Here is a 23368-nt window from a genome sequence, read left to right as displayed (position 1 = left end):
ACGGGCGCTCGGGACGGTTCGACAGAGGGTGCGCTCCGGAGGGTTCCGACAGAGGGAGGAGAGCGCGGCCGCGCCCGGCGGTCAGCATGGGGTCCTCGGAACCCGTCCCTCAGGAGTCGCGATGACGATCAGTGCACTCTCCTCGCCGCCCGCGCACCCGAGCGCACCCGAGGACGTGGTGGTCCGGATGCTGAGCTCGGCGTCGCCCGCGCGGGAGCGGCTCCTGGTGGTCGAGGGCGGGATCGGCTCGGGCCGGACGCACATGCTGCGCTCCGCCGCGGCCACCGCTCGCGCCGCCGGCTGCGAGGTCGTGGAGGTGCGGCCGGACCGGGGCGACGCCGTGATCGGCGCGTCCTCGCTCGCGCTGTTCGCCACGCTGATCGGCCGTCTGCAGCGGGTGCGCGACTCCTCCGCCTCGCCCTGCGACCCCGGCTTCCTGATCGTCGTCGACGACTGGGAGCGGTTCGACGTCGCCGCCCGCGAGACCCTCCAGGCCCTGGTGACCCGGCTGGTCGACGAGGTCGGCGCCGCCTGCCTCCTCGCCACCGGCGACCGGCGCGTCCTCGCCGGCTGGGAGGGCCTCCGGCACCGTCGCACCGAGCCCCTCGACGCGGAGGCGGCCTGCGGCTTCCTGCGCGCCCACGGCGGCCGGCGGTCGCTCGCCGTCGAGGCGCGCCTGCTGCGGGTCGCGGAGGGGAATCCGCTGCTCCTCGACGTCCTCGGGCGGGCCTGGGCCGACGAGGACGCTCCCTCGCCCTTCCCGGTCTACCCGCGGCTCGAGCAGGCCGAGACCAGGGTGCTCGACCTGCTGGCTCCGCTGTCGGAGGAGTGCCGGGAGGCGCTCCTGGTCGCCGCGGTGGCGGGCGCCGAGTTCCCGGAGAGCATCGGGTCGGCCCTCGGAGACGGGGACAGCGCCCTGGTGCAGGCGGGGATCCTGACGGCGGGCGGCCGTGCGTTCCGCGACCCGGTGGTCCGAGCGGTGGTGCTCTCGACGGCGACGCCCCGAGCGCTGCGGGCGGCACGGAGGCGGCTCGCCGAGCGCCCGGAGTCGGCCCCGCACCTCCGCCTGCTGCTCGCGGCGGACGACGCCGCCGGGCCGGAGGAGCGGGCGCGGCTGCTGAGGGACGCGGCGGAGGAGCGACTCCGCGCGGGTCGGCCGCAGGAGGCGCTGCTCCTCCTCGCCGAGGCGCGCTCGAGTGCGCGCGGTGCTGCTCTGCGGGAGGAGCTCGAGGCGCGCGCGGCCGCCGTCGCGGCCTTCACCGGCGACGCGGCGGCCCTCGAGCGGGTGGTCGAGCGCTCGCGGGAGGACGGCGGGGTTCCCGGGGCCGGCGTCGAGGCGGCGCGGCTGGCCGATGCGCTGCTCCGCACGGGGGACGTGAGCGGGGTCCGCCGCGCGGCCCTCCGGGGGCTCGGCGCTCGGGTGGGGCGTGGGGACTCGGGAGTCGGTGGTGCCTCGCTCGCCGGCGGTGCCTCGTCTGTCGGTGGTGCCTCTCCTGTCGGTGGTGCCTCTCCAGTCGGCGGTGTCGCTCCCGCCGAGACCGACGCCTCCCGCGACGACGTCAGCAGCCTCCCCGCCGACCACGCAGCCCCTCACGACGCCGCCGCCGACCTGCTGGTGATCGTTCTCCACCTCGCCTGCATGCTCCGCGGCGATCCCGCGTGGTGGCAGGAGGCGCTCGCCGTCGGCGAGGAGCACCCCCTCGATCCCGTCCTGCGCCTCGTGGAGGCCTGCGTGCGGCCGGTGCCGGACGAGGAGTGGGAGCGCCGCCTGCTGCTCGCCGAGGACTCCGCGGTCACGGGCGACCCGTGGAAGACGGTCGCGCTGCACCTCGCCTGGTCGCTGCTCGAGGTCTCGGACGAGCGCCGCGACCGCCTCGCCGGGCTCCTCGACGGCGGGGAGGAGGCGGACGGCCTGCCCGGCGCCCTCGCCCTCCTCCGCCGCGGCACCACCGCACTCGACGGCGGTCGCCTCGACGACGCCTCGGCCGACCTCGACCGCGCCGCCGCCCGCGCCGACGACCTGCCCGCCGTGCGCGCGCTGATCGACGCGACTCGAGCCCGGATCCACGCCCTGCAGGGCGACCGCGCACGCACCCTCGAGTGCGCCGAGCGCGCGACGGCCTGGGCGCTGCGGCACGGAGCGGCGTCGGTCGCGCGCGCCGCCGATCACGCCCTGTGCTCGCTCGACCTCGGCGGCGGCCGTTTCGAGGAGGCGCACGCCCGCTCCTCCTCCCGCGCCGGCGGCGACCCGCTGGAGCTCCTCGACGCAGCCGAAGCCGCCTCGCGCCTCCGCCTGCCCGAGCACTGCGCCGAGCTGGCGGCGGCCGCGGCGGACCTCGCCGCTCGGCCCCTCGCTGCCCGCGGGCGGATGCTCGCCCTCGCGGCGACCGCGGTCCTCGATCAGACCGGCGGCGCTGGCGCCCTCTTCGAGCGCTCCCTCGACCCGGCCTCCGAGGAGTGGCCGTTCGAGCGGGCGCGCGTCCAGCTCTGCCACGGCGAGTGGCTGCGCCGCCGGATGCGCCCGCTGGAGGCGCGCACCCGGTTCCGCCAGGCCGCTGCGGGGTTCGCCGCGGTGGGAGCCGAGCTCTGGCTCGCCCGCGCCCAGCACGAGCTGCGGGCGGCGGGCGGAGCGGGGGAGGCGCCGGTCGCCGCCGACCTCAGCGAGCAGGAGCGGCGCGTGGTCTCCCTGGCCGCTGCCGGTCTGTCGAACAAGCAGATCGCCCAGCAGCTCTTCGTCTCGCCCCGCACCGTCAGCGGGCACCTGTACCGGATCTTCCCCAAGCTCGGGGTGACCTCGCGGGCAGGGCTCCGCGACGCGCTCCTCAGCCTCGAGGACGCCCGGAGCGCGTGACGGAGCCGCAGGATCGAGTCATCCGACCTGGTGCCTGCCGCCGCGGGAGGCGCATGCTGAGCGCATGACGTCGCAGCAGATGATCGACCCCTCCGTCCCGCCGAGCGGCCCCGGCTGCGTCGAGTGCGAGCAGTCCGGCTCGTGGTGGCTGCACCTGCGCCGCTGCGCGCTCTGCGGGCACATCGGCTGCTGCGACGACTCGCTGAACCGCCACGCGACGGCCCACTACCGCTCGACGGGCCACGCGATCATCCGCAGCTTCGAGCCCGGCGAGGACTGGTTCTGGGACTACCGGACCGACGACTACGCCGACGGCCCCGCCCTGGCCGACCCGCAGAGCCACCCGGCGAGCCAGACCACCCCGGGGCCGAAGGACCGCGTGCCGCGCGACTGGCAGTACCTCCTCGCCGAGCGCGCCGAGCGCGCCGAGCGCGGCTGAGCCGCGAGCCTCGCGACAGCGCAGGACTTTCGCGAGAGGCCGGGAGTTGTCGCACTCGACGTCGGCTGCGACAACTCCTGGACAGTCGCCGGCCGCCGGCTCCCTGCGCACGTCCGCAGGCGGCGTGCAGCCAGAAGTCGCCGTGCTCGCGACCGACTACGGCGACTTCTGGATGGTCGCGGCGGCCCGCCGAGGAGCGATCGCCACGAGAGTCCAGAAGTTGTCGCACTGGGCGTCGACTGCGGCAACTCTCGAGCAGTCGCGGCCGTCGGAGCCGCCGACGCCCAACGCTTGTCCACAGGCGGCGAGCAGCCAGGAGTCGCCGTGCTCGCGACCGACCACGGCGACTGCTGAATGTTCGCGGCGGCCCGCCGACGAGCGATCGCCACGAGAGTTCAGGAGTTGTCGCACTGGGCGTCGAGTGCGACAACTCTTGATCAGTCACGGGAGCAGTCGCGGGAGCAGGTCGGAGCCAGCTGACCAGCCGGCGGCCGACGCGGCGCCTCAAGTGCGCCCGTCAGCTCAGGACGCCGCCCGCCGGCCGGGCCCCGCCCCGTCACCCCCTCTCGACCCCGTCCAGCGCCTCCGCCTCGGCGATCCGCAGCCGCATCTGCCGGTAGCGGTGGAACTGGTACACCCCGTGCAGCACCGCGAGGACGACCGCGGCCGCCATCCCGCACGCGATCGCGGGGACCTCGTCCGCGCCGCTCTGCGTCAGCGCGAGCGCGACTCCGGCGCCCGCCACGATCGAGTTGACCACCGCGATCGCCGAGGACATCGTGAAGAAGATGCCCCGCCAGCTCTGCCGCCGGCCGATCTCGAGCAGCTCGTTCGGCGCGTGGCGGCCGCGCGGCACCGCGAAGTAGGCGCCCGCGCCCGGCAGCAGGGTCCCGTAGTAGCGGCGGATGCGCTGGATGGCCGTCAGCGCGGCGATGTCCTCCATCGAGGTCTGCACCAGCCGCTCGTAGGTGAACACCCCCAGCAGCACGACGACCGGGATGATCACCGCGAGGAACCCCATCGCGTACCGGGTCGGGGCGAGGAAGCCGAAGGCCACGAGCGAGCTGGAGAGCATCGTCAGGTAGAGCGAGGCGCGGCTGCTCGACTCCGTCACGGTGATGCCGCGCGCCGACTCCAGCACGAAGTGCTCGGTCAGCAGGGCGTTGAGGAACGCGGCCGGACGGTCGGGGAGCGACGCGGCGGAGACGGCGGCCTCGGGCAGCGCGGGCGTGCGGGGAGGGTCCTCCTCGTCGAGGCGGTCGCCCGGCTCCGGATTCACGGCCGCACCTCTCGCGGGGGCCGCACCTCTCGCGGGGCCGCCCCGCGGCGTCCGCTCTTCGAGTCATCCGACTCGCGCACCGGCTCCACCCGCGCGCCTACCGTCGGACGCGACGCCGAGCACCGCCACCGGGGCGCGTGCGCAGACACCGAAGGGCCGTTCATGACCGACACCCGCCACCTCCACTCGAACCAGCGAGACACCCTCGAGCGGCTGCTCGAGGACTCGCCGAGCCACAACGTCCTCTGGGCGGACGTGCTGACGCTGCTCGAGGCCGTCGGCACCGTCCACGAGAAGCACGACGGCGCCTTCTCGGTGACGGTCGGCTCGACGACCGAGACCCTCCACCGGCCGCACCACAAGGACGTGGACGAGCAGCAGCTCGTCGACCTGCGCCGCCTGCTCCGCGGAGCGGGGTACGGCGCATGAGCGCGGGGACGCCCGCCGACCTCACCGGGTCGGCAGCCGAGCGCCTCCGCCGGCTGGACGCGCTCGACGCGGGTGCGCTGACCGAGGAGTGGCTGCTGCGCCAGCTGCGACTCGCGCTCGGGGATCTCGCCGCGCTCGAGCCGGCCGCCGAGGCCGAGCAGGAGCGGCGCGAGGACTTCTGACGCGGCGGGCGGCCGTCCCGGGTGCACGCGGCCGGCACCCGGACGGCCGCCGGCCCGCACCCCGCAGCGCCGCCCCGCTCCGCCGCTCATCGCCCGGCCGCCGCGCTGCGGGCGCGCAGCAGCACGCCGGCCGTCGCGGTCGCCGCCAGCACGAGCGCCGCGAACACCGTCAGCACCGTCGTCGCGGCGACGAGGTCGAGCGCCGCTCCCGCCGCCAGCGCGGGCACCGCGAGCCCCGTGTACGCGACCAGGAACACCACCGCCAGGGTCTCGCCCCGGCGGGCGGGATCCGCGAGGGCGACCGCCGTGCCGATCGAGCCCTTGAAGAGCAGCCCCACCCCGAAGCCCGAGACGACGGCGCCGGCGAGGAACACTCCCAGCTGCGGAGCGATCGCTCCGGCCGCGACCGCCGCGAGCCCGACCGCGCAGCCCGCCACCGCGATCGAGAGCTGCAGGCGCGTCCCCACCTTCACGAGCAGCAGCTGGCCGAGGGCCGCGGAGGCGAACACGGCGAAGGACGTCGCTCCGGCCAGCAGGTGGTCGCGCACCTGGAAGGTCTGCACCAGGAACGTCGGTGCGAGCGAGGTGAAGAGGCCGAGGACGGAGAAGGCCGAGAACGCTCCGAACGCCGCGAGCAGGAACGCCCGGCGCGCGTCCGCCGGCACCGAGAGCCGCTGCGGCCGGTAGGGGGGCGCTGTCTCCGGCACGTCGACCGTCTCGGGCACGAGGAGCAGCGCCAGGCCCGCCACGAGCAGCGCGACCAGGAACACCTGGTGCGGCAGGAGGAGCGGATCGGGCAGGAACTCGGCGAAGACCCCTCCGAGCAGCGGGCCCAGCGAGAGTCCGCCGAGGTTCACCGCGCCCGAGATCGACGCGGCGACGATCGTGTTCTCGTCGGGCCGGGCGCGGGCGCGCAGCTCGCCGAGGTGGGCGGTCGCCGTGGCGGTGAGCATCCCGATGCTGACGCCGTTGACGAAGCGGGCGACGATCAGCCCCGGCACCTCCGTCGTCAGCGAGAAGAGCACGGCCGAGACCGCCGAGACGAGCACCGCGATCAGCAGCACTCGGCGGCGGCCGAGCCAGTCGCTGACGTGACCGGCGAGGTACAGGCTCACGATCACTCCGACCGCGTAGGCGGCGAAGACGACCGTGATCACGAACGGCGGGAAGCCGTCGAGCTGCTGGTAGAGCGGGTAGAGGGGTGTCGGCACCGTCGAGTACGCCATCACGAGCAGGAAGGTCGCGGCGACGATCCAGAAGCCGACGCCGTGGCGCACCGTCGGCAGTCGGCGGCTCACGAGGTCTCCTGCAGGTGGCGGTGGGCGAAGGTGACGGCCATCGCGCCCTCGCCGACGGCGGAGGCGACGCGCTTGACCGAGCTGCGGCGCACGTCCCCCGCGGCGAAGGAGCCGGGGACGCTGGTCTCGAGGTAGAACGGCGCCCGCTCGAGCGGCCAGTCGCGAGCCGCGTGCTCACCGGCGAGATCCGGTCCCGTCACGAGGTAACCGCCGGAGTCGCGGACGATCGCGGTCTCCGCCGCCCACGTCGTATCCGGCTCGCCCCCGATGCAGACGAAGAGGTGGGAGGTGGCCAGCGCCCCGTGCACACCGGTCGCCGAGTTCTCGACCTCGATCGACTCGAGGGCGTCGGCGCCGTGCAGGCGGGTGACGCGGGAGTCGAGCAGGATCGTCACGTTCGGCTGCCGGACGACGCGCTCCGCGAGGTAGGAGGAGAGGCTGTCGGCCAGATCCGGGCCGCGGACCAGCATGGTCACGTGTCGCGCGTGCGCCGAGAGGTTCATCACGGCCTGCCCGGCCGAGTTGCCGCCTCCGACGACCACGACGTCCTCGCCCTCGCAGAGCGGCGCCTCGCTCGTGCCGGCACCGTAGTAGAGGCCGACGCCGAGCAGCTCGTCCTCGCGCTCGAGGCCGAGCCGGCGCCACTGGATGCCCGTGGCGCAGATGTTGGTGCGGGCGACGACGGTCGTCCCGTCGGCGAGCAGCGCGTGGATCCGGTCGTCGGCGAAGCGCCCGCGGATCCCCTCGCGCATCCGCAGCAGCTCGGCGCCGAACGAGACGGCCTGCTGCCGCGCGCGCTCGGCCAGATCGGCTCCCGCTATCCCGTGCGGGAAGCCGAGGTAGTTCTCGATCAGGCTGCTCGAGCCGGCCTGCCCGCCGATGGCCGAGCGCTCGAGGACCACGACCTTCAGCCCCTCCGAGGCGGCGTACACGGCGGCCGAGAGCCCGGCCGGACCGGCTCCGTAGATGGAGAGGTCGTACTCCGCGAGCCGCGGCGAGCCCACCCAGCCGAGCCGGGCCGCGACCTCGGCGAGCGTCGGATCGGAGGCGCGGCTGCCGTCCGGGAACACCACGAGGGGGAGCGACGCGGTGGCGAGCGGATGCCCCGCGACGGCGAGGCACTGCTCGTCCGTGTCGATCGGCGTCCACGAGAACGAGACGACGCTGCGCGAGAGGAGGTCGCGGATCTCCCACGCGTCGCGGCTCTCGCGCCGCCCGTAGAGGCGGACCTGCGGGAGGTCCCCGGCCACGGTCACGAGGCCCGCCGCCGCTCGAGCCCGTCGCGGAACTTCATCAGCTTGAGGCAGAGGTGCAGCGTGCTGCGGGCGAGGCCGTCGTCGAGCGCCTCCCGGACCGCCTCGGGCAGGTTGTCGAGGCGGTAGTAGAGCGTGGTGCGGTGGATGTGGAGGAGCCCGCACGCCTCCCGCACGCTGCCGCGCACGTCGAGGTAGGCCTCGACCGTCCGCCGCTGCACCTCGTCGCCCCGCTCGAGCAGCGTCGCCGCGGCCGGCGAGAGCATGGCGAGCTGCGAGCTGTCCGCCCCGATCGAGGCGAGGAGCACCCAGGCCCCGAGCTCGGCGATGTCGGCCCGGCCACGGCCGTCGGGCAGGGAGCCGACGATGGTCGCCGCGAGGGCCGCGCGCTCGGCGGTCGGGAGGAGGTCGTCGTCGCGGACGTCGAAGCGCGCCGAGCCGATCGCGTCGACGGCCGTGCCGCGGCCGCGCGCCTCCGCCCGCAGGACGTCGTCCGCCTCCGCGGCGGCCTCGGGCGCCTCCACGCTCACGAAGAACAGCACGCCCTCCTGGTCGCCGAGGAACGTCAGCCCGGAAGCGGCGCTCGCGTCGATCCGCCGCGCCAGCGCCGTCCGCTGGAGGGAGCCGGTCGGGCCGGTCAGCCGCACCGCGCGGACCACGGTCTGGGCGTCACGGCGCAGCCAGCGGCGCTCGACCGCCTCGGCGAAGGAGGCGCGCCGGGTGCCGCCGTCGGCCGCCAGGAGCGCCGCGAGGACGTCCGCGCGCCGGGAGCTGCCGCCCGCCCGCGTCGAGGGGCCGAGGAGGCGGCGGATCGCTCCGACGGCCGCATCGATGAGCGAGTACTCGGCCGGAGTGAGCGGCGCGGGCCGCTCCCGGGGGAGGAGGAGGGTCGCGAGCCGGCCCCGCGGATCCTGGACGGGGAACACCCCGTCGCGGGGCGCCTCCTCGCGCGCGCGCGCCGCCACCAGTACCCGGCTCGAGGCGTCCTCGATCGTCACCGGGCGGTCGAGAGCCTGGGCGAGCTCGTCGGCGAGGTCCTGCAGAGTCATCGGTGGGGATCCGTGTGGGGGGCCATGCCGTGATCCTCGCGGAGGGAGCCCTCCCGAAGCGTGGCCCTTCCAGGCCCACCTTGCGCGTCGGATCCGCTGCCGGCCGCGATGAGACGCTCAGCCTCCGCTGCCGGAGCGGTCCCCGGGGAACCCGTCCGCGAGGAGGCGGTCGAGGACGTCCGGCCAGTCGAGCAGGACGCCGATGTGGCCTCGACCGGGCCGGATCGTGAGCTCCGCGGCCGGGTGGAGGCGGCGGATCCGCTCCGCGTGCGCGACCGGGACCACCCTGTCCGCGGCGCCGTGGAGGAGGAGGACCGGCGCCGCCAGGCGCGAGAGGTCGACTCCCCATGGCATGACGAGAGCGAGGTCGTCGTCGACGCTCCCGCCCTGTTCGAGCTCCGAGGCGCGGCCGGCCTCTGCGCCGAGCGCCGTCAGCGGGCCGTCGAGGGCCGAGTAGTCGTCACCGGTGAACTGCTCCGGATCGAAGCGGGCCGTCTCCTCCCACTCCTCGCGCGCAACCCGGCCGTCGCGCGCGCTGCGGAGAGCGCCCGGATCCTGCATGCCGTCGAACCACGCTCCGTCGTCACTGAAGGGCGCCGGGCTGCCGAACGTCGCGACGCCCAGGACGCGATCACCTCCGAGAGCCCCGGCGGCCAGTGCGTGCAGGCCGCCGCCGGAGTAGCCCGTCACCACGAAGCGCTCGATCCCGAGTAGGTCGGCGACGCGGAGCACATCGGCGGCCGCATCCGCGATGCTCCGTCCGGGAGCGCGCATCGAGCCGCCGAAGCCGGGACGGGCGACGGAGACGAGCCGGATGCCGCGCGCCGCAGCGGCGTCGACGTGGGGAGCGAGGAGTGCGCCGGTGTGCGGTTCCCCTCCGCACCAGACGACGACAGCGCGGGGGGCTCGAGTGCCGAGGAAGTCGTGGGCGACGAGCGTGCGCGAGTCGACGCGGAACTCGTGCCGGGACGTAGCGGCGCGTCCGGTCATGGAGGAACGGTAGCCGCAAGTCGCGGGCAGTGCTCGTCGCCCGGCCCGACCGGGATGCGACGTCTCGTCGTAGGGTCGACGGGAGGGTCGGTGGACCCTCGGACGGGAGGGGTCCGCATGTCGATCGACGAGGTGTCCGACGGGATCGAGGCCGCCGCCGCGCTGCCGCACGTGCGCTCCGGCTTCTTCGGCGCGACACCGTACGGGATCGCGCAGCGCTTCGCCGCGGGGGAGCTGACGCGGGAGCAGGCCGTCGACGAGCTCGGCCGCCGGCGCTACCGGCCCGGATCGCCGAGCGACGGCTTCGACTGGACGACCCTCGACCCGGGGGAGTTCGAGGAGGTCCGCCGGGCCCTGTCCGATGGTCTGCTCGACGCCGCGATGTACGACGAGATCCTCGACCGGTACAGCGGGCAGGACTCCTCCGGCGAGAGCGCGGCGTCCGCGGAGGAGAGCGCATGAGCGCCGGCCCCCTGGACCTCGCCTTCACCGCCCCGATCGGTGTCGCCGTGAAGGGCGACCTCTGGTCGTGCGTCGAGGTGCCCGGCTCCGTCGAGCTGCTCGGCACAGGGAGGTCGGTGAAGGTGGTCGCCACCGTCGACGGCGAGCCGGTGACCGCGGGCCTGCTGCCGAACGGCACCGGCGGTCACATGCTGTCGATCAGCGCGAAACTGCGGAAGACGATCGGCAAGGACCTCGGCGACGTCGTCACCGTCCACCTGACCGAGCGCCTGAGCTGAGCACTGGCGGTTGGCCAGGGCCCGCGTGCGGATGGTCGACTCGACGGATGCGGAATCGAGTCCTGTTCGTCGTCGGGGTCACAGCGATGTTCGTCGCGCTGGTGCTGAGGCTGGTGTGGCCGGCCGGTCAATTCGCCTCCGGCTTCTCGCTCGCCCTGCAGCTGAGCGGCATCCTGCTCCTCCTGGTCTACGGGGTGAAGCACTTCACGGGGCGGCCGCGCCGGAGCTGAGCGGCTCATCCCAATCGGGGGTGTAGGAGTTGGGGTCTGAAGCCGCCGGTCTCGAGCAGGCTTCGGGCGATGCAGTTGGTCAGGTTGCGGAACCCGAGTGCGGAGCCGCGCAGGTGTTCGAGCCGTCCGTTGAGCGCCTCGGTCGGCCCGTTGCTGGTGCCGGGTCGTTCGAAGTAGGCGAGCACGTCAGCGGCTCGCTTCTTCAGGGTCCGGCCCAGGGTGGTGAGCTCGGTGAGCACCTTGGGGACGCCGGCGCTGAGGTCGGTGATCAGCTTCTCCATGAGCTGGCGGCCACGTTGCCGGTCCTCGTGGCGATAGGCGGCGATCATGCGCTGGTAGACACCCCAGGTCGCCTCGACCTCGACGTGAGCGTCATCAACGAACAGCGCGCGTAGCCTGTCGCTCTGCTTGTCGGTGAGCAGGTCCGCGCCGGTGTGCAGACCGAGGCCGGCGAGTCGAGCGAAGGCGGTCAGGTCAGGGCGGCCGAAGCCGGCCGGCGGGGTAGCGTCGGTCACGTCGAGGTCTTTCGGACGGATGGCGTAGGAACCTCCGTCGTCGGGAGACCTCGACGTCTATCTGCGGACCGACGCTCCCGGCCGACCTACACCCTCATCTGAGAAGACCCCTGAAACGTCTTCGCCGACGACGGGGCCGGCGAGGAGGAGGGCGCGGTGAGTTAAAAGAATGGAGCTTGCTCGGCTTCGACGCCGCCGCAAGCTCCGGTGAAACGGTCGGTACTGGTCGGTCGTCGTCGGTCACCACCGGATGGCGGCGTCCTCCACGCTCGGCGTTTGCGCAGGTCAGCGGCTCGTTCGCCCAGTGGGCGCATCAAGCGATAGACGCAAAGCCGACGTCATTAGGTCGTCCGTTCGATTCCGACAGGCGGCTCCGGCGAACCGTTCTGGTGGTCGCGCGATGCGCTGGCCTCACGGCTCTGCCCGACACCGACGTCGCTCTCCTCTGCGACGGACCCCTCGCCGGCTGAGCGCTCGCGGCCGGCATCCTGTCCGTGTGCCGATAGGCCTCGCACCGCTCGGCAACGCAGCGTGGCGTTGCGTCGCGACCTGGCGACGGCTCGGCGGGGCGCGATCGTCTCGTGCGTTGGCGGACTACGGGAGCTTGGACGCGAGGACGTCGGCCGCCAGGATCTCGGGTGCTGCGCCGAGGAGGTGCTGGTTGGCCATCAGGGCTGCGACGATGGCGCCGTTGGCGTGGGCGTCGCGAGCGGCTTCGTCGGGGAATGCATCGAAGATCCAGAAGGTGTCGGCGTGGGTCCTGACCGCGAACCAGACAATCGTTCCTACTTCTTCGTTGGCGAGTGCGACAGCGCCGGCGAGCAGATCGGCGACCGCGTCGTGCTGTCCATCGGCCGCGACGATCTTGGCGACGAAGGCATACGGAAGTGATGCGGGTGTGGACATGAGGGACTCTCCTTGACGTCGGGGTTCTTCGTGGGACGAGTTCAGCGTATGACGAGCGAGGGCCGGTGGGGAGTGGCGTATACGGCAGTATTGCTATTGTTTACGTCATGCGTATCGGACTGATCGCGATCGACGGCTGCTTCGGTTCGGCTATCGCGTCGATCATCGACATCGTGCGGGTGGCCGACGGAGCCCGCGGCGATGTCGACCCGCGGATCGACCCGATCGAACTCGCCATCCTCGGACCGAAACGGCGAGTGACCACGACGGCATCGATGACCCTGTCGGTGGACCACCCGCTGTCGGAGTCCGGAGAGTTCGACGTGGTCGTCGTCCCTGCGCTTGGAACCCTTACGGCCGCCGCTACCAACGACGTCCTCCAGAGCCGAGATGCTCGTTCGGTCATCGCCTCGCTCGGGCGCCTCGACGAGGCGACCACCCGGATCGCCGCGGCGTGCACCGGCGTGTTCGCTGTCGCCGAGACCGGACGGATGCATCATCGGAGGGCGACGACCAGCTGGTTCCTGGGGCCGGAGTTCCTGAAGCGCTATCCGACCGTCGCCCTCGATCTCGACACCATGGTCGTGGTCGACGGGAACCTCGTCACCGCCGGCGCCGCGTTCGCCCACATCGACCTCGCGCTCTCACTCGTGCGATCGATCAGCCCCGACCTGGCCCAACATGTCGCCAAGCTCCTCATCATCGACGAGCGTCCGTCTCAGGCGGCCTTCGTCGCCTACGAACATCTCCGGCACGAGGACCCGATCGTCGTCGAGTTCGAACGCTTCGTGCGCGCCCGCCTGGACGAACCGTTCAACGTCGCCTTCGTCGCGCAGTCGCTCGGCACCAGCCGGCGCACCCTCGAACGACGAGTCCGTGCGGCGCTCAACCTCACTCCGCTCGGCTTCGTCCAACGGCTTCGCATCGAACGAGCTCGGCACCTCTCAGCAACCACGGACTTCACCTCCGCCGAGATCGCGCTACGGGTCGGCTACGCGAATGCCGAGACTCTGCGCTCCCTCCTGCGCAGGGAGCGACGCCGTTCCTGACCTATCGCCATGCCTGTAGCCGGTGTCCTAGCGCTCGACTGGAACCACCTCTCAGCACGTCGCGTCGACACTCCTGCGTCGACACTCCTGCGTCGCCCCTGGACGACCCACTCGACACGCCCGCAGCACAGGTCATGTGACGTGTCCCGGCTTCCCGGACGGTCGGGGTTGGGTGGCTGTGATGTCGCTGCGTTCTCGTCGAGGGGGTCAGCAGACTCGATCAGGGTCGACTGGGATGAGACGCGAAGGCGGTCAGGTCAGGGCGGCCGAAGCCGGCCGGCGGGGTAGCGTCGGTCACGTCGAGGTCTTTCGGACGGATGGTGTAGGAACCTCCGTCGTCGGGAGACCTCGACGTCTATCTGCGGACCGACGCTCCCGGCCGACCTACACCCTCATCTGGGAAGAGCCAGCTGAGCTCCGGAATCGGAGGAAGACCCGTGAGCGGAGCGGAGGAGCCGGCCTTGGCGAATCCGGAGCCGGAGGTCCACCGGGCGCTCGCGCGGTGGGCGGCGGAGTGCGCGGAGCGCGCCCTCCCAGCGTTCGAGGAGCGGGACCCGGACAATGCCCGGCCCCGGCGCGCGCTCGACGTCCTCCTCGCCTGGGGGCGGGGTGAGGCTCCGATGACCGAGTGCCGCACGGCGGCCTTCACGGCGCACGCCGCAGCCCGCGCCGCGACGCAGGCGGGCGAGCGGGCCGCCACCGCTGCCGCGCGGGCGGCCGGGCAGGCCGCAGCCGTCGCGCACATGGTCGATCACTGCTCGCACGCCGCCGTGGAGAGCAGCGCGCAGCCTCGGGCCTTCACGCGAAGGAGCGCGCAACGGATCGTCGCTCTCACTGAATCCGCCCGCTGCGCGGATGCTCTCCCAGCGATCTTCTCGCGTCGTTGAACGTCCGCGACTGCTGTGTCGTGTCCTCGGTGGGACCACCTCGGCCCCCGCACTACAGGAGGCATCATGCTCAAGCGAATCGCGACCACTGTGACGACTGCGGCGTTCGCCGCCGTCCTTCTCGCCGGATGCTCGACGGCCGCCGGCTCGGCCGCCTCGTCGGAAGCGCCGGCCGACAGCCCCTCCGCCACCGCGATGGCCTCCGCCACCGCGACCGCCTCCGCTGAGACGGCGGCTCTCACGACGGCGTCCTCGCCGCTGGGCGAGATCATCACGGACGAGGCCGGCTACACCGTCTACACGTTCATGAAGGACACGCAGAACTCGGGCAGCAGCAGCTGCTACGACGAGTGCGCCACGACCTGGCCGGCCGTGACGGCGTCCAGCACGACCGCCGCGGACGGGATCACCGGAGAGGTCGGCTCGATCACGCGCACCGACGGGACGACCCAGCTGACCGTCGACGGATGGCCGGTCTACCGGTTCGCGAAGGACACCGCGCCGGGCCAGGTCAACGGGCAGGGTGTGAAGGACGCCTGGTACGTCCTCCTCCCCGACGGCACGATGAACAAGGAAGCCGCGGCCATGAGCACCGCCACCCCGGCGTCCTGATGCGACGGCGACCCGTCCCCGCGCAGCGAAGCGCATCGTCGGGCCGGGTCGCCGGTTCTCGACAGGCATGGACGGAAGGGATGACCGGCAGTGATCGCAGCAACCGTGATGAGGGAGCGCACCGTGGCGCTTCGAGGCGGTGAGCGTTGTGCCCCGCCCCGTCGATGAGCTCCTGGCGGCGCTGTACGAGAGTCACGGCCCGGCCTTGCGGCGCTTCGTGCAGAACCTCACTCGGAACGCGGCGCTGACGGAGGACGTCGTGCAGGAGACGATGGTCCGGGCCTGGCAGCGCCCGCAGGTCCTCGAACGCGACGCCGACGCCGCTCGCGCGTGGCTGTTCACCGTCGCCCGCAACCTCGTCATCGACGACGCCCGATCCGCTCGGAGCCGACGCGAGGTGCCGGCGAAGGACGAAGACGGCGGCGGCGCCGTCCCCGATCGCACCGACGCGGTCCTGGACAGCATCCTGGTCGCCGACGCTCTCGCATCGCTGTCGGTGGAGCATCGTCAGATCGTGGTGGACGCGTACTTCCTCGGACACACCGTCCCCGAGATCGCCCGCCGGCACTCCATCCCCGAGGGAACAGCGAAATCTCGATTGCACTACGGACTGCGCGGACTGCGACTGGCTCTGCAGGAAAGGGGCGTCACCCGATGAACGACCACCACGGAAGCTCTGCGACGGAGGACGAGTACCGCGACTGGGACGCGTCCTACGTCCTCGGCGCTCTCCCCGCAGATCAGCGACTCGAGTACGAGCAGCACCTCAGCGGCTGCGCGGCCTGCCGCGCGGCCGTGGCAGAGCTGGCAGGACTGCCCGGCATCGTCGGCCGCCTCTCCGTCGAGGACGCTCTCGCCATCAGCGCATCGGACGACGGCGAGGAGGCGCCGCCGTCGATGGTGACGCTGCCCGCCATCGCCCACCGTGTCCGGACGCGCCGACGTCGGCGCCGGCTGGTGACGTCCCTCGCCGTCGCGGCCGCCGTCACCGCCTCCGTCTTCGGAGGTGTCGCTCTCGGCACGGGCATCGCGGGCGCTCCCGTGGCGAGCGAGGCGACCCTCGAACCGATGGACCCGATCGCGGCCGATCCCGCTCTCGCTGCGGACATCCAGGTCGAGGGGAAGCCGTGGGGCACCCGGCTGGAGTGGAGCTGCACCTACAGTGGTGATGCGCCCGCCGACGCGGAGTACGAACTCGTGATCACCCGCACAGACGGCAGCACGATCACCGTCGCCACCTGGACGGCGGCCGGGCGGCGCGCCGTCGACCTGGCGGCGTCCACGGGCGTCGCCCGGTCGGAGATCACCGGCGTCGACATCAGGGTCCGCGGCACGAACTCCCCCCTCGTCCGCACCGACACCTGAGACACCGCCCACCCGCAGGAGACACCGACACTGCCCGCGGTGCCGCGGGCACCGGACAGGAGCAGACCATGAGCACCGAGACCACGCCGCTGCACATCACCCGCGAGGGCCCGAGAAGCTTCATCGGCCGCAACGCGCGAGGAGCCGAGGTCCGCATCGGCGGGTCGGACGCCGACGGCGTGTTCTCGCCCGGCGAGCTGCTGCACCTCGCCCTCGCCGCCTGCGGCATGCTCTCCTCGGACCACATCCTCGCCAGCCGGCTCGGAGCCGACTTCGAAGCGACCACCGACATCACCGCGACCAAGCCCGAGGGCGAGGACCGCTACGACTCGATCGCCGCCGTGATCCGCGCCGACCTGTCGGCGCTCGATCCCGAGCGGATCGCCTCACTGTCCGAGCGCACCCACCGGGCGGTCGACCGCCAGTGCACCGTCGGCCACACGCTCGAGCACGGCGCGGCGTACACCGTCGACGTCGTGGACGACCAGGCCGTTCCCGTCAGCGGTCCGAGGACGGGGGCCGTCTGAGATCAACACCTCATCGGTCACGGCGACCGGTGACGACCGAGACGCGGACGTCTCCCTTCAGTGCCGTCAGTCTGCGACTCGCCGACCGGATCCGAGACGATTCGCGAGGCGGAGCGCGTTCACGGAGCGGAGGTGCTGGTCGGCGCGGTGACGCCCGTTGGCCGGTGAGGGGTGCGGTGCCGCGAGGACGGGGACGACACGGGGATCATCGTGCAGGGTCAGATAGCGCATGACCCCGTCGAGCGCCACGGTCCCGTAGGTGACGACGGCTTCGAGCGCGGGCAGCAGCTCCAGCAGCTCACCGAGCGCGAGCCGGCCCTGCTCGATGTCCGCGGGGCGGACGCGGCCAGGGATCTCCCACGGGATGAGGTTCCACCGGACGTAGTGGTCGCGGGAGAGTCCGGACTCGATGCGGGCCGCCCGGAACGCGGCGGCGGTGGGCCCGAGGTTGTCTTCGCTGCAGACGGCAGCGGATCCCGCGGCGATCGTCCGAGGGCCGGGTGACTGCATCAGCACCAGGACGCGACTGGCGGTGCCGCCGGAGCGGGGATCGAAGCCCGGAACGAAGCGTCCGGTCGCGTCCGCAGTACTCCGCCAGGTCTCGGCGAGGGCGTTCAGGGTTCGGACATCCACGATGGTCCTCGATCCCGGTCAGGCCGGCCGCGGTGGTGCGAGCAGGGTGCCGCGGATCACGGAACCGTGGAAGGTGCGGGCGGCGACGATGATCCACGCGGCGACCAGGCCGACGTAGTAGAGCACGGCGAGGCCGGCGACGACCGTGAGGCCGGAGTGCAGGGCGAGGCCGTTCAGTCCGGTGACGCAGGTGCCGACGGGGAACGTGAACGACCACCACGTCAGACTGAACGGCAGGTGCTCCTTCGCGGTGCGGAGGGTGATCGCGAGGGCGATGACGGTCCAGAGCAGCGCGAAGCCGAGCATCGCGAAGCCGTACACCAGAGCCACGACCAGCAGCGCACGCGCCGTGCCGGCGTCGACGACGGTGGGCGCGTTCGAGCCGAGCAGATTCACAGCGGTGATCGACTGTCCGACCGGACCGAGGACGATCCACAGTGTCGGCACCATCCCCGCCGCTCCGACCTTGTGCTGCGCGAGCCGGTTCCAGATCAGGGTGATCACCACCAGCGACGCGACCAGGCTGAGGCCGAAGAAGCCGTAGCAGGACCACAGGAGCGTCTCCCGCGCTTGCCCGGCGGGCGCGTACGGCAGCAGCACTGCGCCGGTGGAAGCGGACACCATCGGCGGAACGATCGGCATCAGCCAGCCGCCGAACGCCGAATCGGGCTTGTTCTCATGCCGGGTGAACGCGAGGTAGGGCACCAGGACCGCCGTCGCCAGCCCGCCGAGAGTCCCCGCACCCCAGAGCACCCAGTCGATGGCGACAGCGGCCGGCAGGCCGATCCAGTCCTTGCCGAGGAGGAGGGTTCCCGCGCCGACGGTGAGAAACGCCATCGGCGGCGCGCCGTAGAAGTGCGAGAGGACCGGATTCAGGTGGTGCCTCGCCGCTGTACCGCGGTAGCGGACCCAGTGCAGCCCGGTCGCGACGGTCAGCGCGACGAGCAGCAGCGCGGCGATCGCCCAGATGACAGTGGCCCCGGTACGGAGTCCGGGGAACTGGAGTGGCAGGGACGCGGCGGCGACCGCGACGATGCCGGTGCCCATGATCGACGCGAACCAGTTCGGCGTCAGGTTCGACACGATCAGTCCCGGATGCTCCAACTCCCGGAACAAGCGCCTCGACCGCGGAGGATGCCCGATCGAGGAAGATGCGCGGGCGGGGGAGAAAGTTGTCATGACTCCAGCCTGAGCATCGCCGGCACCAGCCGATACAGCGATCGTGTTGGCGGGGCACAATGAGTGCTTGTGGCGACGCGGCGATTGACGGACCGGATCCTGGATCTCGACACGCTGGAGGTGCTCGAACGCATCGCCGAGGCGGGCTCGCTCTCCCGCGCTGCCGAAGCCCTCGGCGTCACCCAGCAGGCCGTCTCGGCGCGTCTGCGGGTAGCGGAGCGCGCCATCGGGCAGCCGCTCGTGCGCCGCTCTCCGACCGGGTCCCTGATGACCGACGCGGGCCGGCTCGTGCTCGAGCTGGCCGGCCCGGTCCTCGAGGCGTCCCGCCGCCTCGAGGCGGGCGCGGCGGCACTGCGACAGCCGACCGGCTCACTGGTTCTCGCGGCGTCGCAGACCATCGCCGAACTGCTGCTCCCACGCTGGCTCCTCGAATTCCGACAGCGCACACCCGAGGTGAGTGTGCAGCTGATCGCCGGCAATTCAGCCACGGTCACAGAGCTCGTGCGATCCGGTGCGGCGCAGCTCGGATTCGTCGAGACACCGGCGTCCACGGCCACGCTCTCCTCTGACGTGGTCACGGAGGACGAACTCGCTGTCGTCGTGGCACCGGACCACCCCTGGGCACGCGCGGCGAGTATCAGCGCCGAGGACTTGGCCGGGACCGCACTGCTGACACGAGAGGAAGGCTCCGGCACCCGGACGACCCTCGAAGCATGGCTCCACGACGCCGGGCTCGCACTCACGACTCCCGCCGCGATCCTGGAGACGACGGCGATCATCCGAGCGAACGCCCGCGCCGGCATCGCGCCCGCCGTCATGAGCATCCTCACCGTCGAAACAGATCTCGCCGCGCGCTCACTGATACGAGTGCCCCTCCGCGGACCAGCACTCGTGCGACCCCTCCGCGCCATATGGTCCGATCGCATCGGGTCGTCCGCGGCGGCGTTCCTGGAGATCGCGCACGAGTTGCGCTGACCGGTGCACGGCTCGTCGCTACGCCGATCACGCCAGCGGCCGTGTCTGCTCGAGCTACAGCGATCTGGTCGATCTGCCCACGGCGGCGCGGACGTCATGTCGCGGTGATGGCGAAGAGCCCGGCGATGCCGACGGTGTAGAGCGCGAGCACGATCAACGAGTCGATTCCCATGCCGGCGATGCGGCGGGTGGGTCGGAAGATCAGTCCGACGATGTAGACGAGGGTGAGCAGGGCGGCGAGAGCGGTGAGGTAGATGTCGGACGAGTTCGCCTGCGGGAGGACTGCGGTGCCGGAGAGGACGGTGGCGACGAGGAACAGGACGGGGAGGAAGGCGTTGCCGCCGAAGATGTCGCTGATGGCGAGGTCGTCGTCGCCCTGCTTGATGGCTTGCAGCCCGGTCGAGATCTCGGGGAGGGAGGTGGCGAGAGCGAGCACGGTGGCTCCGAACAGCACCCCTGAGAGACCGAGCTGCGAGGATGCTGCATCACCGGCGCGCTCGAGCACGACACCGGCGAGGAGGGTCGCCGCGGCGGAGATCGTGAACACGATGGTCGCCTTGCGTGTGCTCATCGGGTGCGTCTTCTTCTTCGCGGGGGATGCTGTCGCGTCGGGGGCCCGCCCGTCCTCGTGCCAGGGGAGGTGCTTGCCGGAGCGTTGCACGAGCAGCAGCCCGACGACCCAGAGGCCGGCGATGAGGACGACGTCCGGGGTCAGGCGCAGCACTTCCAGTCCGGAGGGCAGCTGGCTGCCGGCGATGACGACGGCGAGCACCGCGACGACCACGAGCCCCTCGAGCACGAGTGTGAGGGACGCGGCACGGTAGGTGAGCGGCTTCGCACCTCTTCCGCGCTTGCCGAACAGGTCGAGGACGACGAGGACCACGGTCTGCAGTGCGATGCCGCCGAGGATGTTGCCGACCGCGACGTCCAGGTTCCCTGAGAGCGCGGCGGACACGGTGATCGCGATCTCCGGCAGGTTCGTCGCGACGGCGAGAACGATCAGGCCGCCCAGCGCACTCCCCAGGTGCAGGCGCGCGTCCAGAACGTCCGTGGCCTTCGACAACTGGATGCCGGCGACCCACACCACTGCGGCGGCGGCGAGAAAGATGACGACGAGAACAACGAAGGGCAGACCATCCATGCAGTGAGTGAACCGCGCCGACGACGATTCGCGACCCCCTTGCGCCTGAGCTGCTTCTCACCGCCTCGCGCGCGGTGGTCTCCGTGGTGATCGGTTCGACCGCGTGCCGTCCTCGACGACACCCCGATCGTCGGGTCGAGCGTGATCCCGCCGTTCGTTCCCGAGGCGCGCTTCGTCAGTAGCAGCCGATCCGGGTACGCCGCAGCGTCCGCACGTGTACGCGCGGGCAGCTGGCGGGGACCGGACCCTGGGGAAGGGGCCGGTGTCGCCCGCAGTGCATCTGCGACACTCCACTGGCTCCAGATCCTGCGATCCTCGAGCGGCTCGACCGGATCGTCGGTGACCGTGTCCCGTGGCAGACGCATCAGATGGCCGGTGACGTTGCACACGCTCTGGCGACGCTCGCGGACCGTGTCGATGCGGTCATGATCATTGTCGGCACGAAGGAGCCGTCTCTGCGTCGCACGGTGCAGGAGGTCTTCTCCGGTGCCGTCGGCGCCCGTCTCGCTCACCGTCAGCACTGGCCGGCCCTCATGATCCCCCTCGCCCCGGTCGATGATTCGGAGCCGCTGCCCTGGTCCTGACCGAGGTGCGGGCGTAGGCTGACGGCAGTGGTGATGGATCCCGCCCGAGCGTGAGCTCGAACTGCCGCCGAGGCTGATGGTTCCTACCTTCTCGATCAGAGACCAGGTAGGTGACCCATGCCCGCGCATCCCCCGCTCGTCCTCGTGCGCCACGGTGAGAGCACCGGCAACGCCGACGGTCTCTTCTGCGGCGTCCTCGACGTCCCCCTCACCGACCTCGGACGTGACGAAGCGCGACAGGCCGCGACGCTACTGAGGGACGCATCGATCGACCCCGATCTGATCCTCCCGTCGACCCTGCAGCGCTCCACCGAATCGGCCCGAATAATCGCCGGCGCCCTTCCAGGGCGGCCGCGGATCGTCGCGGCCCAGTGGCGGCTGAACGAGCGCAACTACGGAGCGCTCACCGGCCTGTCCACAAGCGCCGTCGGAGCCCGGTACGGGGCCGACGCTTTCCTGGAGTGGCGCCGGTCGATGGACGTCCGCCCGCCTGCTCTGTCCGCCGCCGCCTTCGTGCAGCTGCACAGGTCCGCGGCGTTCCGTGGGCAGCCGGCCGAGGCGATGACGGAGACGGAGTCGTTGCGCGACGTCGTCCACCGACTGCAGCCGCTCCTCGAGGAGCGCATCCTGCCCGCCCTCCAGGAGGGCGAGACGGTGCTCATCGTCGGGCACGGCAACTCCCTGCGCGCGCTGCGGGCCCTTCTCGAGGACCTCGGCGATGCCGCGGTCCGCGATCTGAACATCCCGACGGGTCAGCCGTACCTGTACGACACCGGGCCGTCCGGGACACCGATCTCGAGGAGCGGACGCTACCTCGACCCCGCAAGAGCCGACCGGGCGGCGATCACGCTCGCCCACGAAGGAGGAACCTGATGAACGCCTACATCAGCCACACCCGCACCAGCATCCACGGGACGGGCGAGTACGTCACCCACCCCGCCGGACACCCGCTGGTCATCACCGACGTCGCCGCACGGCAGATCCTCGACTCCCGCGGCTTCCCGACCGTCGCTGTCACCCTGCGTCTGGACGACGACACCGTCCTGGACGCCTCCGCCCCCGCGGGCGCCTCGACGGGCGCGTTCGAAGCGGTCGAGCTGCGCGACGGCGGCCCCGCGTTCGGCGGACGCGGAGTCCGCTCCGCTGTCGCGGCCGTCGACGGCGAGATCCGCGCCCTCCTGCTCGATCACTCCTGGACTTCGCTTCGCGAGATCGACGAAGCGCTGCGAGCACTGGATGGAACCGCGAACCTCGCCCGCCTCGGAGCGAACTCCGTCGTCGCCGTCTCCATCGCGGCCGCCCGCGCCTTCGCCGCGCGCACCGGCCTGCCCCTGCACCGGTGGATCGCCGATCACACCGGGGCGACCGCCTCCCTGCCCGTCCCGCACTTCAACGTCATCAACGGTGGCGCGCACGCCGCGAACGGCCTCGACTTCCAAGAGTTCATGATCGCCCCCGTCTCCGCCGGCACCGAGGAGGAGGCCGTGCAGGTCGGCGCCGAGATCTATCACGCCCTCGCCGCCCGCGTCCGCACCGCCTACGGCACCTCCGGGCTCGGCGACGAGGGCGGCTTCGCGCCCCCCATCGACCGGCCCGAAGACGCCCTGGACCTCCTCGTCGCAGCGATCACCGACGCCGGATACCAGCCCGGCACCGGTGACATCGCGATCGCGATGGATCCCGCCGCAAACGGCTTCTTCCACGGCGACGGCCACTACACCGTCGCCGGCACCGATCTCGACCGCGACGCACTCGCCCGCTACTACGAGAAGCTGATCCCCGACTACCCGATCCGCAGCATCGAGGACGGCTTCGCCGAGGACGACCACGAGGGCTGGGCCCTCCTCGCCCACGCCATCAGCGACCGGGTGCAGCTCGTGGGAGACGACCTCTACGTCACCGACGCCGACCGCATCCGCGACGGAGCCCGCAACGGCTACTCCAACGCCGCACTCATCAAGCCCAATCAGATCGGCACCATCACCGGCACCCTCGACGCGATCGCGGCCGCGCACGACGCCGGCATGCGCTGCATGGTCTCCCACCGCTCCGGCGAGACCCTCGACACCTTCATCGCCGACCTCTCGGTGGGAACCGGAGTCGGGCAGATCAAATCCGGCGCCCCCGCGCGCGGCGAGAGGGTCGCGAAGTACAACCGCCTCGTCGACATCGAACACCTCGACCCCACGCTGCACTACGGTCTCACCCACTGACCCGCCCCCTCCCGAAAGGTCCCACTCCCCGTGACTGATGAC

The 23368-nt window shown here is 72.1% G+C and carries 27 protein-coding genes, 1 pseudogene and 1 riboswitch; of the genes and pseudogenes, 17 read left to right on the top strand and 11 right to left on the bottom strand.

What is annotated here, in order from left to right:
- Positions 1–121 precede the first annotated feature (121 nt).
- Together C5D09_RS15485 and C5D09_RS15480 are read left to right on the top strand one after the other, a co-directional pair.
- Complete coding sequence (locus C5D09_RS15485) at positions 122–2851, top strand: LuxR C-terminal-related transcriptional regulator (RefSeq protein WP_104269699.1); 2730 nt, start codon at positions 122–124, stop codon at positions 2849–2851.
- A 64-nt stretch (positions 2852–2915) separates the two neighbouring features.
- Positions 2916–3290 carry a UBP-type zinc finger domain-containing protein gene (locus C5D09_RS15480; RefSeq protein WP_104269698.1) on the top strand — a complete coding sequence of 125 codons (375 nt, stop codon included), beginning with the start codon at positions 2916–2918 and terminating at the stop codon, positions 3288–3290.
- A 156-nt stretch (positions 3291–3446) separates the two neighbouring features.
- On the opposite strand, the gene C5D09_RS17255 is transcribed toward C5D09_RS15480, so the two are convergent.
- Together C5D09_RS17255 and C5D09_RS15475 are read right to left on the bottom strand one after the other, a co-directional pair.
- Complete coding sequence (locus C5D09_RS17255) at positions 3447–3632, bottom strand: hypothetical protein (RefSeq protein ID WP_146085656.1); 186 nt, start codon at positions 3630–3632, stop codon at positions 3447–3449.
- A 214-nt stretch (positions 3633–3846) separates the two neighbouring features.
- Entirely contained in the window at positions 3847–4569 is a 723-nt protein-coding gene (locus C5D09_RS15475; protein WP_104250450.1) for a hypothetical protein, read from the bottom strand.
- Between the two features lie 162 nt (positions 4570–4731).
- On the opposite strand from C5D09_RS15475, the gene C5D09_RS15470 reads away from it, so the two are divergent.
- Positions 4732–4998, top strand: coding sequence for a hypothetical protein (locus C5D09_RS15470; protein WP_104257441.1), 267 nt, complete (start codon positions 4732–4734; stop codon positions 4996–4998).
- Positions 4995–5180, top strand: coding sequence for a hypothetical protein (locus tag C5D09_RS15465; protein ID WP_104224778.1), 186 nt, complete (start codon positions 4995–4997; stop codon positions 5178–5180). Before C5D09_RS15470 ends, C5D09_RS15465 begins: the two co-directional genes overlap by 4 nt.
- A gap of 86 nt (positions 5181–5266) precedes the next feature.
- Here the strand turns inward: C5D09_RS15465 and C5D09_RS15460 are convergent, their stop codons facing one another.
- The 4 genes from C5D09_RS15460 to C5D09_RS15445 all read right to left on the bottom strand — a co-directional run bounded on the left by C5D09_RS15460 (position 5267) and on the right by C5D09_RS15445 (position 9770).
- Positions 5267–6478, bottom strand: a complete 1212-nt coding sequence (locus tag C5D09_RS15460; RefSeq protein WP_258067027.1) for an MFS transporter — start codon at positions 6476–6478, stop codon at positions 5267–5269.
- Complete coding sequence (locus C5D09_RS15455; protein ID WP_219813015.1) at positions 6475–7734, bottom strand: NAD(P)/FAD-dependent oxidoreductase; 1260 nt, start codon at positions 7732–7734, stop codon at positions 6475–6477. The genes C5D09_RS15460 and C5D09_RS15455 overlap by 4 nt, the downstream gene beginning before the upstream one ends.
- Positions 7731–8780: a helix-turn-helix domain-containing protein gene (locus tag C5D09_RS17745; RefSeq protein ID WP_219813083.1), complete on the bottom strand. Its 1050-nt coding sequence runs from the start codon at positions 8778–8780 to the stop codon at positions 7731–7733. The genes C5D09_RS15455 and C5D09_RS17745 overlap by 4 nt, the downstream gene beginning before the upstream one ends.
- A 117-nt stretch (positions 8781–8897) precedes the next feature.
- On the bottom strand, positions 8898–9770 hold the full coding sequence (locus tag C5D09_RS15445; RefSeq protein WP_104269696.1) for an alpha/beta fold hydrolase: 873 nt from the start codon (positions 9768–9770) through the stop codon (positions 8898–8900).
- A gap of 117 nt (positions 9771–9887) precedes the next feature.
- On the opposite strand from C5D09_RS15445, the gene C5D09_RS15440 reads away from it, so the two are divergent.
- The 3 genes from C5D09_RS15440 to C5D09_RS15430 are packed head-to-tail and all read left to right on the top strand — an operon-like array spanning position 9888 to position 10740.
- On the top strand, positions 9888–10232 hold the full coding sequence (locus C5D09_RS15440) for a hypothetical protein (RefSeq protein WP_104269695.1): 345 nt from the start codon (positions 9888–9890) through the stop codon (positions 10230–10232).
- Positions 10229–10510, top strand: a complete 282-nt coding sequence (locus C5D09_RS15435; protein WP_104224783.1) for a DUF1905 domain-containing protein — start codon at positions 10229–10231, stop codon at positions 10508–10510. The genes C5D09_RS15440 and C5D09_RS15435 overlap by 4 nt, the downstream gene beginning before the upstream one ends.
- 47 nt (positions 10511–10557) lie before the next feature.
- Entirely contained in the window at positions 10558–10740 is a 183-nt protein-coding gene (locus C5D09_RS15430; protein ID WP_104248148.1) for a hypothetical protein, read from the top strand.
- 5 nt (positions 10741–10745) lie between these two features.
- On the opposite strand, the pseudogene C5D09_RS15425 reads toward C5D09_RS15430, so the two are convergent.
- Both C5D09_RS15425 and C5D09_RS15415 read right to left on the bottom strand, forming a co-directional pair.
- Positions 10746–11180, bottom strand: a pseudogene (locus C5D09_RS15425) (transposase); the annotation flags it as partial.
- Positions 11181–11849: 669 nt separating this feature from the next.
- Positions 11850–12161 (bottom strand): putative quinol monooxygenase, encoded by a 312-nt coding sequence (locus C5D09_RS15415; RefSeq protein WP_033107114.1) that lies wholly within the window; start codon positions 12159–12161, stop codon positions 11850–11852.
- 107 nt (positions 12162–12268) lie between these two features.
- Here C5D09_RS15415 and C5D09_RS15410 point away from each other — a divergent pair, with 107 nt between their 5' ends.
- The 6 genes from C5D09_RS15410 (at position 12269) to C5D09_RS15380 (ending at position 16601) form a co-directional block, all read left to right on the top strand.
- On the top strand, positions 12269–13210 hold the full coding sequence (locus C5D09_RS15410; RefSeq protein WP_053548963.1) for a GlxA family transcriptional regulator: 942 nt from the start codon (positions 12269–12271) through the stop codon (positions 13208–13210).
- 437 nt (positions 13211–13647) lie between these two features.
- Entirely contained in the window at positions 13648–14097 is a 450-nt protein-coding gene (locus tag C5D09_RS18015; protein WP_146084509.1) for a putative immunity protein, read from the top strand.
- Between the two features lie 66 nt (positions 14098–14163).
- On the top strand, positions 14164–14709 hold the full coding sequence (locus tag C5D09_RS15395; protein ID WP_104257434.1) for a hypothetical protein: 546 nt from the start codon (positions 14164–14166) through the stop codon (positions 14707–14709).
- Positions 14710–14848: 139 nt separating this feature from the next.
- Entirely contained in the window at positions 14849–15367 is a 519-nt protein-coding gene (locus C5D09_RS15390) for a sigma-70 family RNA polymerase sigma factor (protein WP_104224788.1), read from the top strand.
- A complete protein-coding gene (locus C5D09_RS15385) occupies positions 15364–16074 on the top strand; it encodes an anti-sigma factor (RefSeq protein ID WP_104257433.1) in 711 nt (236 codons plus the stop codon). The genes C5D09_RS15390 and C5D09_RS15385 overlap by 4 nt, the downstream gene beginning before the upstream one ends.
- A 68-nt stretch (positions 16075–16142) precedes the next feature.
- On the top strand, positions 16143–16601 hold the full coding sequence (locus tag C5D09_RS15380) for an OsmC family protein (RefSeq protein ID WP_104269692.1): 459 nt from the start codon (positions 16143–16145) through the stop codon (positions 16599–16601).
- 66 nt (positions 16602–16667) lie between these two features.
- On the opposite strand, the gene C5D09_RS15375 is transcribed toward C5D09_RS15380, so the two are convergent.
- Both C5D09_RS15375 and C5D09_RS15370 read right to left on the bottom strand, forming a co-directional pair.
- The gene (locus tag C5D09_RS15375; RefSeq protein ID WP_258062371.1) at positions 16668–17234 is read right to left on the bottom strand and encodes a uracil-DNA glycosylase family protein; all 567 of its coding nucleotides are present in this window, start codon (positions 17232–17234) and stop codon (positions 16668–16670) included.
- A gap of 18 nt (positions 17235–17252) precedes the next feature.
- The gene (locus tag C5D09_RS15370) at positions 17253–18317 is read right to left on the bottom strand and encodes a TDT family transporter (protein WP_258067026.1); all 1065 of its coding nucleotides are present in this window, start codon (positions 18315–18317) and stop codon (positions 17253–17255) included.
- 165 nt (positions 18318–18482) lie between these two features.
- Here C5D09_RS15370 and C5D09_RS15365 point away from each other — a divergent pair, with 165 nt between their 5' ends.
- The gene (locus C5D09_RS15365) at positions 18483–19388 is read left to right on the top strand and encodes a LysR family transcriptional regulator (RefSeq protein WP_104269690.1); all 906 of its coding nucleotides are present in this window, start codon (positions 18483–18485) and stop codon (positions 19386–19388) included.
- Positions 19389–19482: 94 nt separating this feature from the next.
- Here C5D09_RS15365 and C5D09_RS15360 read toward each other — a convergent pair whose 3' ends face one another.
- Positions 19483–20529, bottom strand: a complete 1047-nt coding sequence (locus tag C5D09_RS15360) for a sodium:calcium antiporter (RefSeq protein WP_104269689.1) — start codon at positions 20527–20529, stop codon at positions 19483–19485.
- 188 nt (positions 20530–20717) lie between these two features.
- Here C5D09_RS15360 and C5D09_RS18010 point away from each other — a divergent pair, with 188 nt between their 5' ends.
- The 3 genes from C5D09_RS18010 (at position 20718) to eno (ending at position 23326) form a co-directional block, all read left to right on the top strand.
- Positions 20718–21113, top strand: a complete 396-nt coding sequence (locus tag C5D09_RS18010) for a universal stress protein (RefSeq protein WP_374953813.1) — start codon at positions 20718–20720, stop codon at positions 21111–21113.
- A 20-nt stretch (positions 21114–21133) separates the two neighbouring features.
- Positions 21134–21206: riboswitch (Fluoride riboswitch) on the top strand.
- Positions 21207–21230: 24 nt separating this feature from the next.
- Entirely contained in the window at positions 21231–21986 is a 756-nt protein-coding gene (locus C5D09_RS15350) for a 2,3-diphosphoglycerate-dependent phosphoglycerate mutase (RefSeq protein WP_104269687.1), read from the top strand.
- Positions 21986–23326: a phosphopyruvate hydratase gene (gene eno / locus C5D09_RS15345; protein ID WP_104269686.1), complete on the top strand. Its 1341-nt coding sequence runs from the start codon at positions 21986–21988 to the stop codon at positions 23324–23326. Before C5D09_RS15350 ends, eno begins: the two co-directional genes overlap by 1 nt.
- Positions 23327–23368 lie beyond the last annotated feature (42 nt).

It is taken from the genome of Rathayibacter sp. AY1C9 (genome assembly GCF_002932315.1).
Taxonomy (GTDB): domain Bacteria; phylum Actinomycetota; class Actinomycetes; order Actinomycetales; family Microbacteriaceae; genus Rathayibacter.
Note: the sequence above shows the minus strand (reverse complement) of the source record. Positions and strands in the feature narration are given on the sequence as shown.

Excerpts from the sequence above, each read along its gene's own strand:
- C5D09_RS15445 (WP_104269696.1), bottom strand. The coding sequence starts at position 9,770 with ATGACCGGACGCGCCGCTACGTCCCGGCACGAGTTCCGCGTCGACTCG.
- C5D09_RS15385 (WP_104257433.1), top strand. The coding sequence starts at position 15,364 with ATGAACGACCACCACGGAAGCTCTGCGACGGAGGACGAGTACCGCGAC.
- C5D09_RS15415 (WP_033107114.1), bottom strand. The coding sequence starts at position 12,161 with ATGTCCACACCCGCATCACTTCCGTATGCCTTCGTCGCCAAGATCGTC.
- C5D09_RS15360 (WP_104269689.1), bottom strand. The coding sequence starts at position 20,529 with ATGGATGGTCTGCCCTTCGTTGTTCTCGTCGTCATCTTTCTCGCCGCC.
- C5D09_RS15485 (WP_104269699.1), top strand. The coding sequence starts at position 122 with ATGACGATCAGTGCACTCTCCTCGCCGCCCGCGCACCCGAGCGCACCC.
- C5D09_RS15430 (WP_104248148.1), top strand. The coding sequence starts at position 10,558 with ATGCGGAATCGAGTCCTGTTCGTCGTCGGGGTCACAGCGATGTTCGTC.
- C5D09_RS15395 (WP_104257434.1), top strand. The coding sequence starts at position 14,164 with ATGCTCAAGCGAATCGCGACCACTGTGACGACTGCGGCGTTCGCCGCC.
- C5D09_RS15435 (WP_104224783.1), top strand. The coding sequence starts at position 10,229 with ATGAGCGCCGGCCCCCTGGACCTCGCCTTCACCGCCCCGATCGGTGTC.
- C5D09_RS15480 (WP_104269698.1), top strand. The coding sequence starts at position 2,916 with ATGACGTCGCAGCAGATGATCGACCCCTCCGTCCCGCCGAGCGGCCCC.
- C5D09_RS15465 (WP_104224778.1), top strand. The coding sequence starts at position 4,995 with ATGAGCGCGGGGACGCCCGCCGACCTCACCGGGTCGGCAGCCGAGCGC.
- C5D09_RS17745 (WP_219813083.1), bottom strand. The coding sequence starts at position 8,780 with ATGACTCTGCAGGACCTCGCCGACGAGCTCGCCCAGGCTCTCGACCGC.
- C5D09_RS15470 (WP_104257441.1), top strand. The coding sequence starts at position 4,732 with ATGACCGACACCCGCCACCTCCACTCGAACCAGCGAGACACCCTCGAG.
- C5D09_RS15440 (WP_104269695.1), top strand. The coding sequence starts at position 9,888 with ATGTCGATCGACGAGGTGTCCGACGGGATCGAGGCCGCCGCCGCGCTG.
- eno (WP_104269686.1), top strand. The coding sequence starts at position 21,986 with ATGAACGCCTACATCAGCCACACCCGCACCAGCATCCACGGGACGGGC.
- C5D09_RS15350 (WP_104269687.1), top strand. The coding sequence starts at position 21,231 with ATGCCCGCGCATCCCCCGCTCGTCCTCGTGCGCCACGGTGAGAGCACC.
- C5D09_RS15380 (WP_104269692.1), top strand. The coding sequence starts at position 16,143 with ATGAGCACCGAGACCACGCCGCTGCACATCACCCGCGAGGGCCCGAGA.
- C5D09_RS15410 (WP_053548963.1), top strand. The coding sequence starts at position 12,269 with ATGCGTATCGGACTGATCGCGATCGACGGCTGCTTCGGTTCGGCTATC.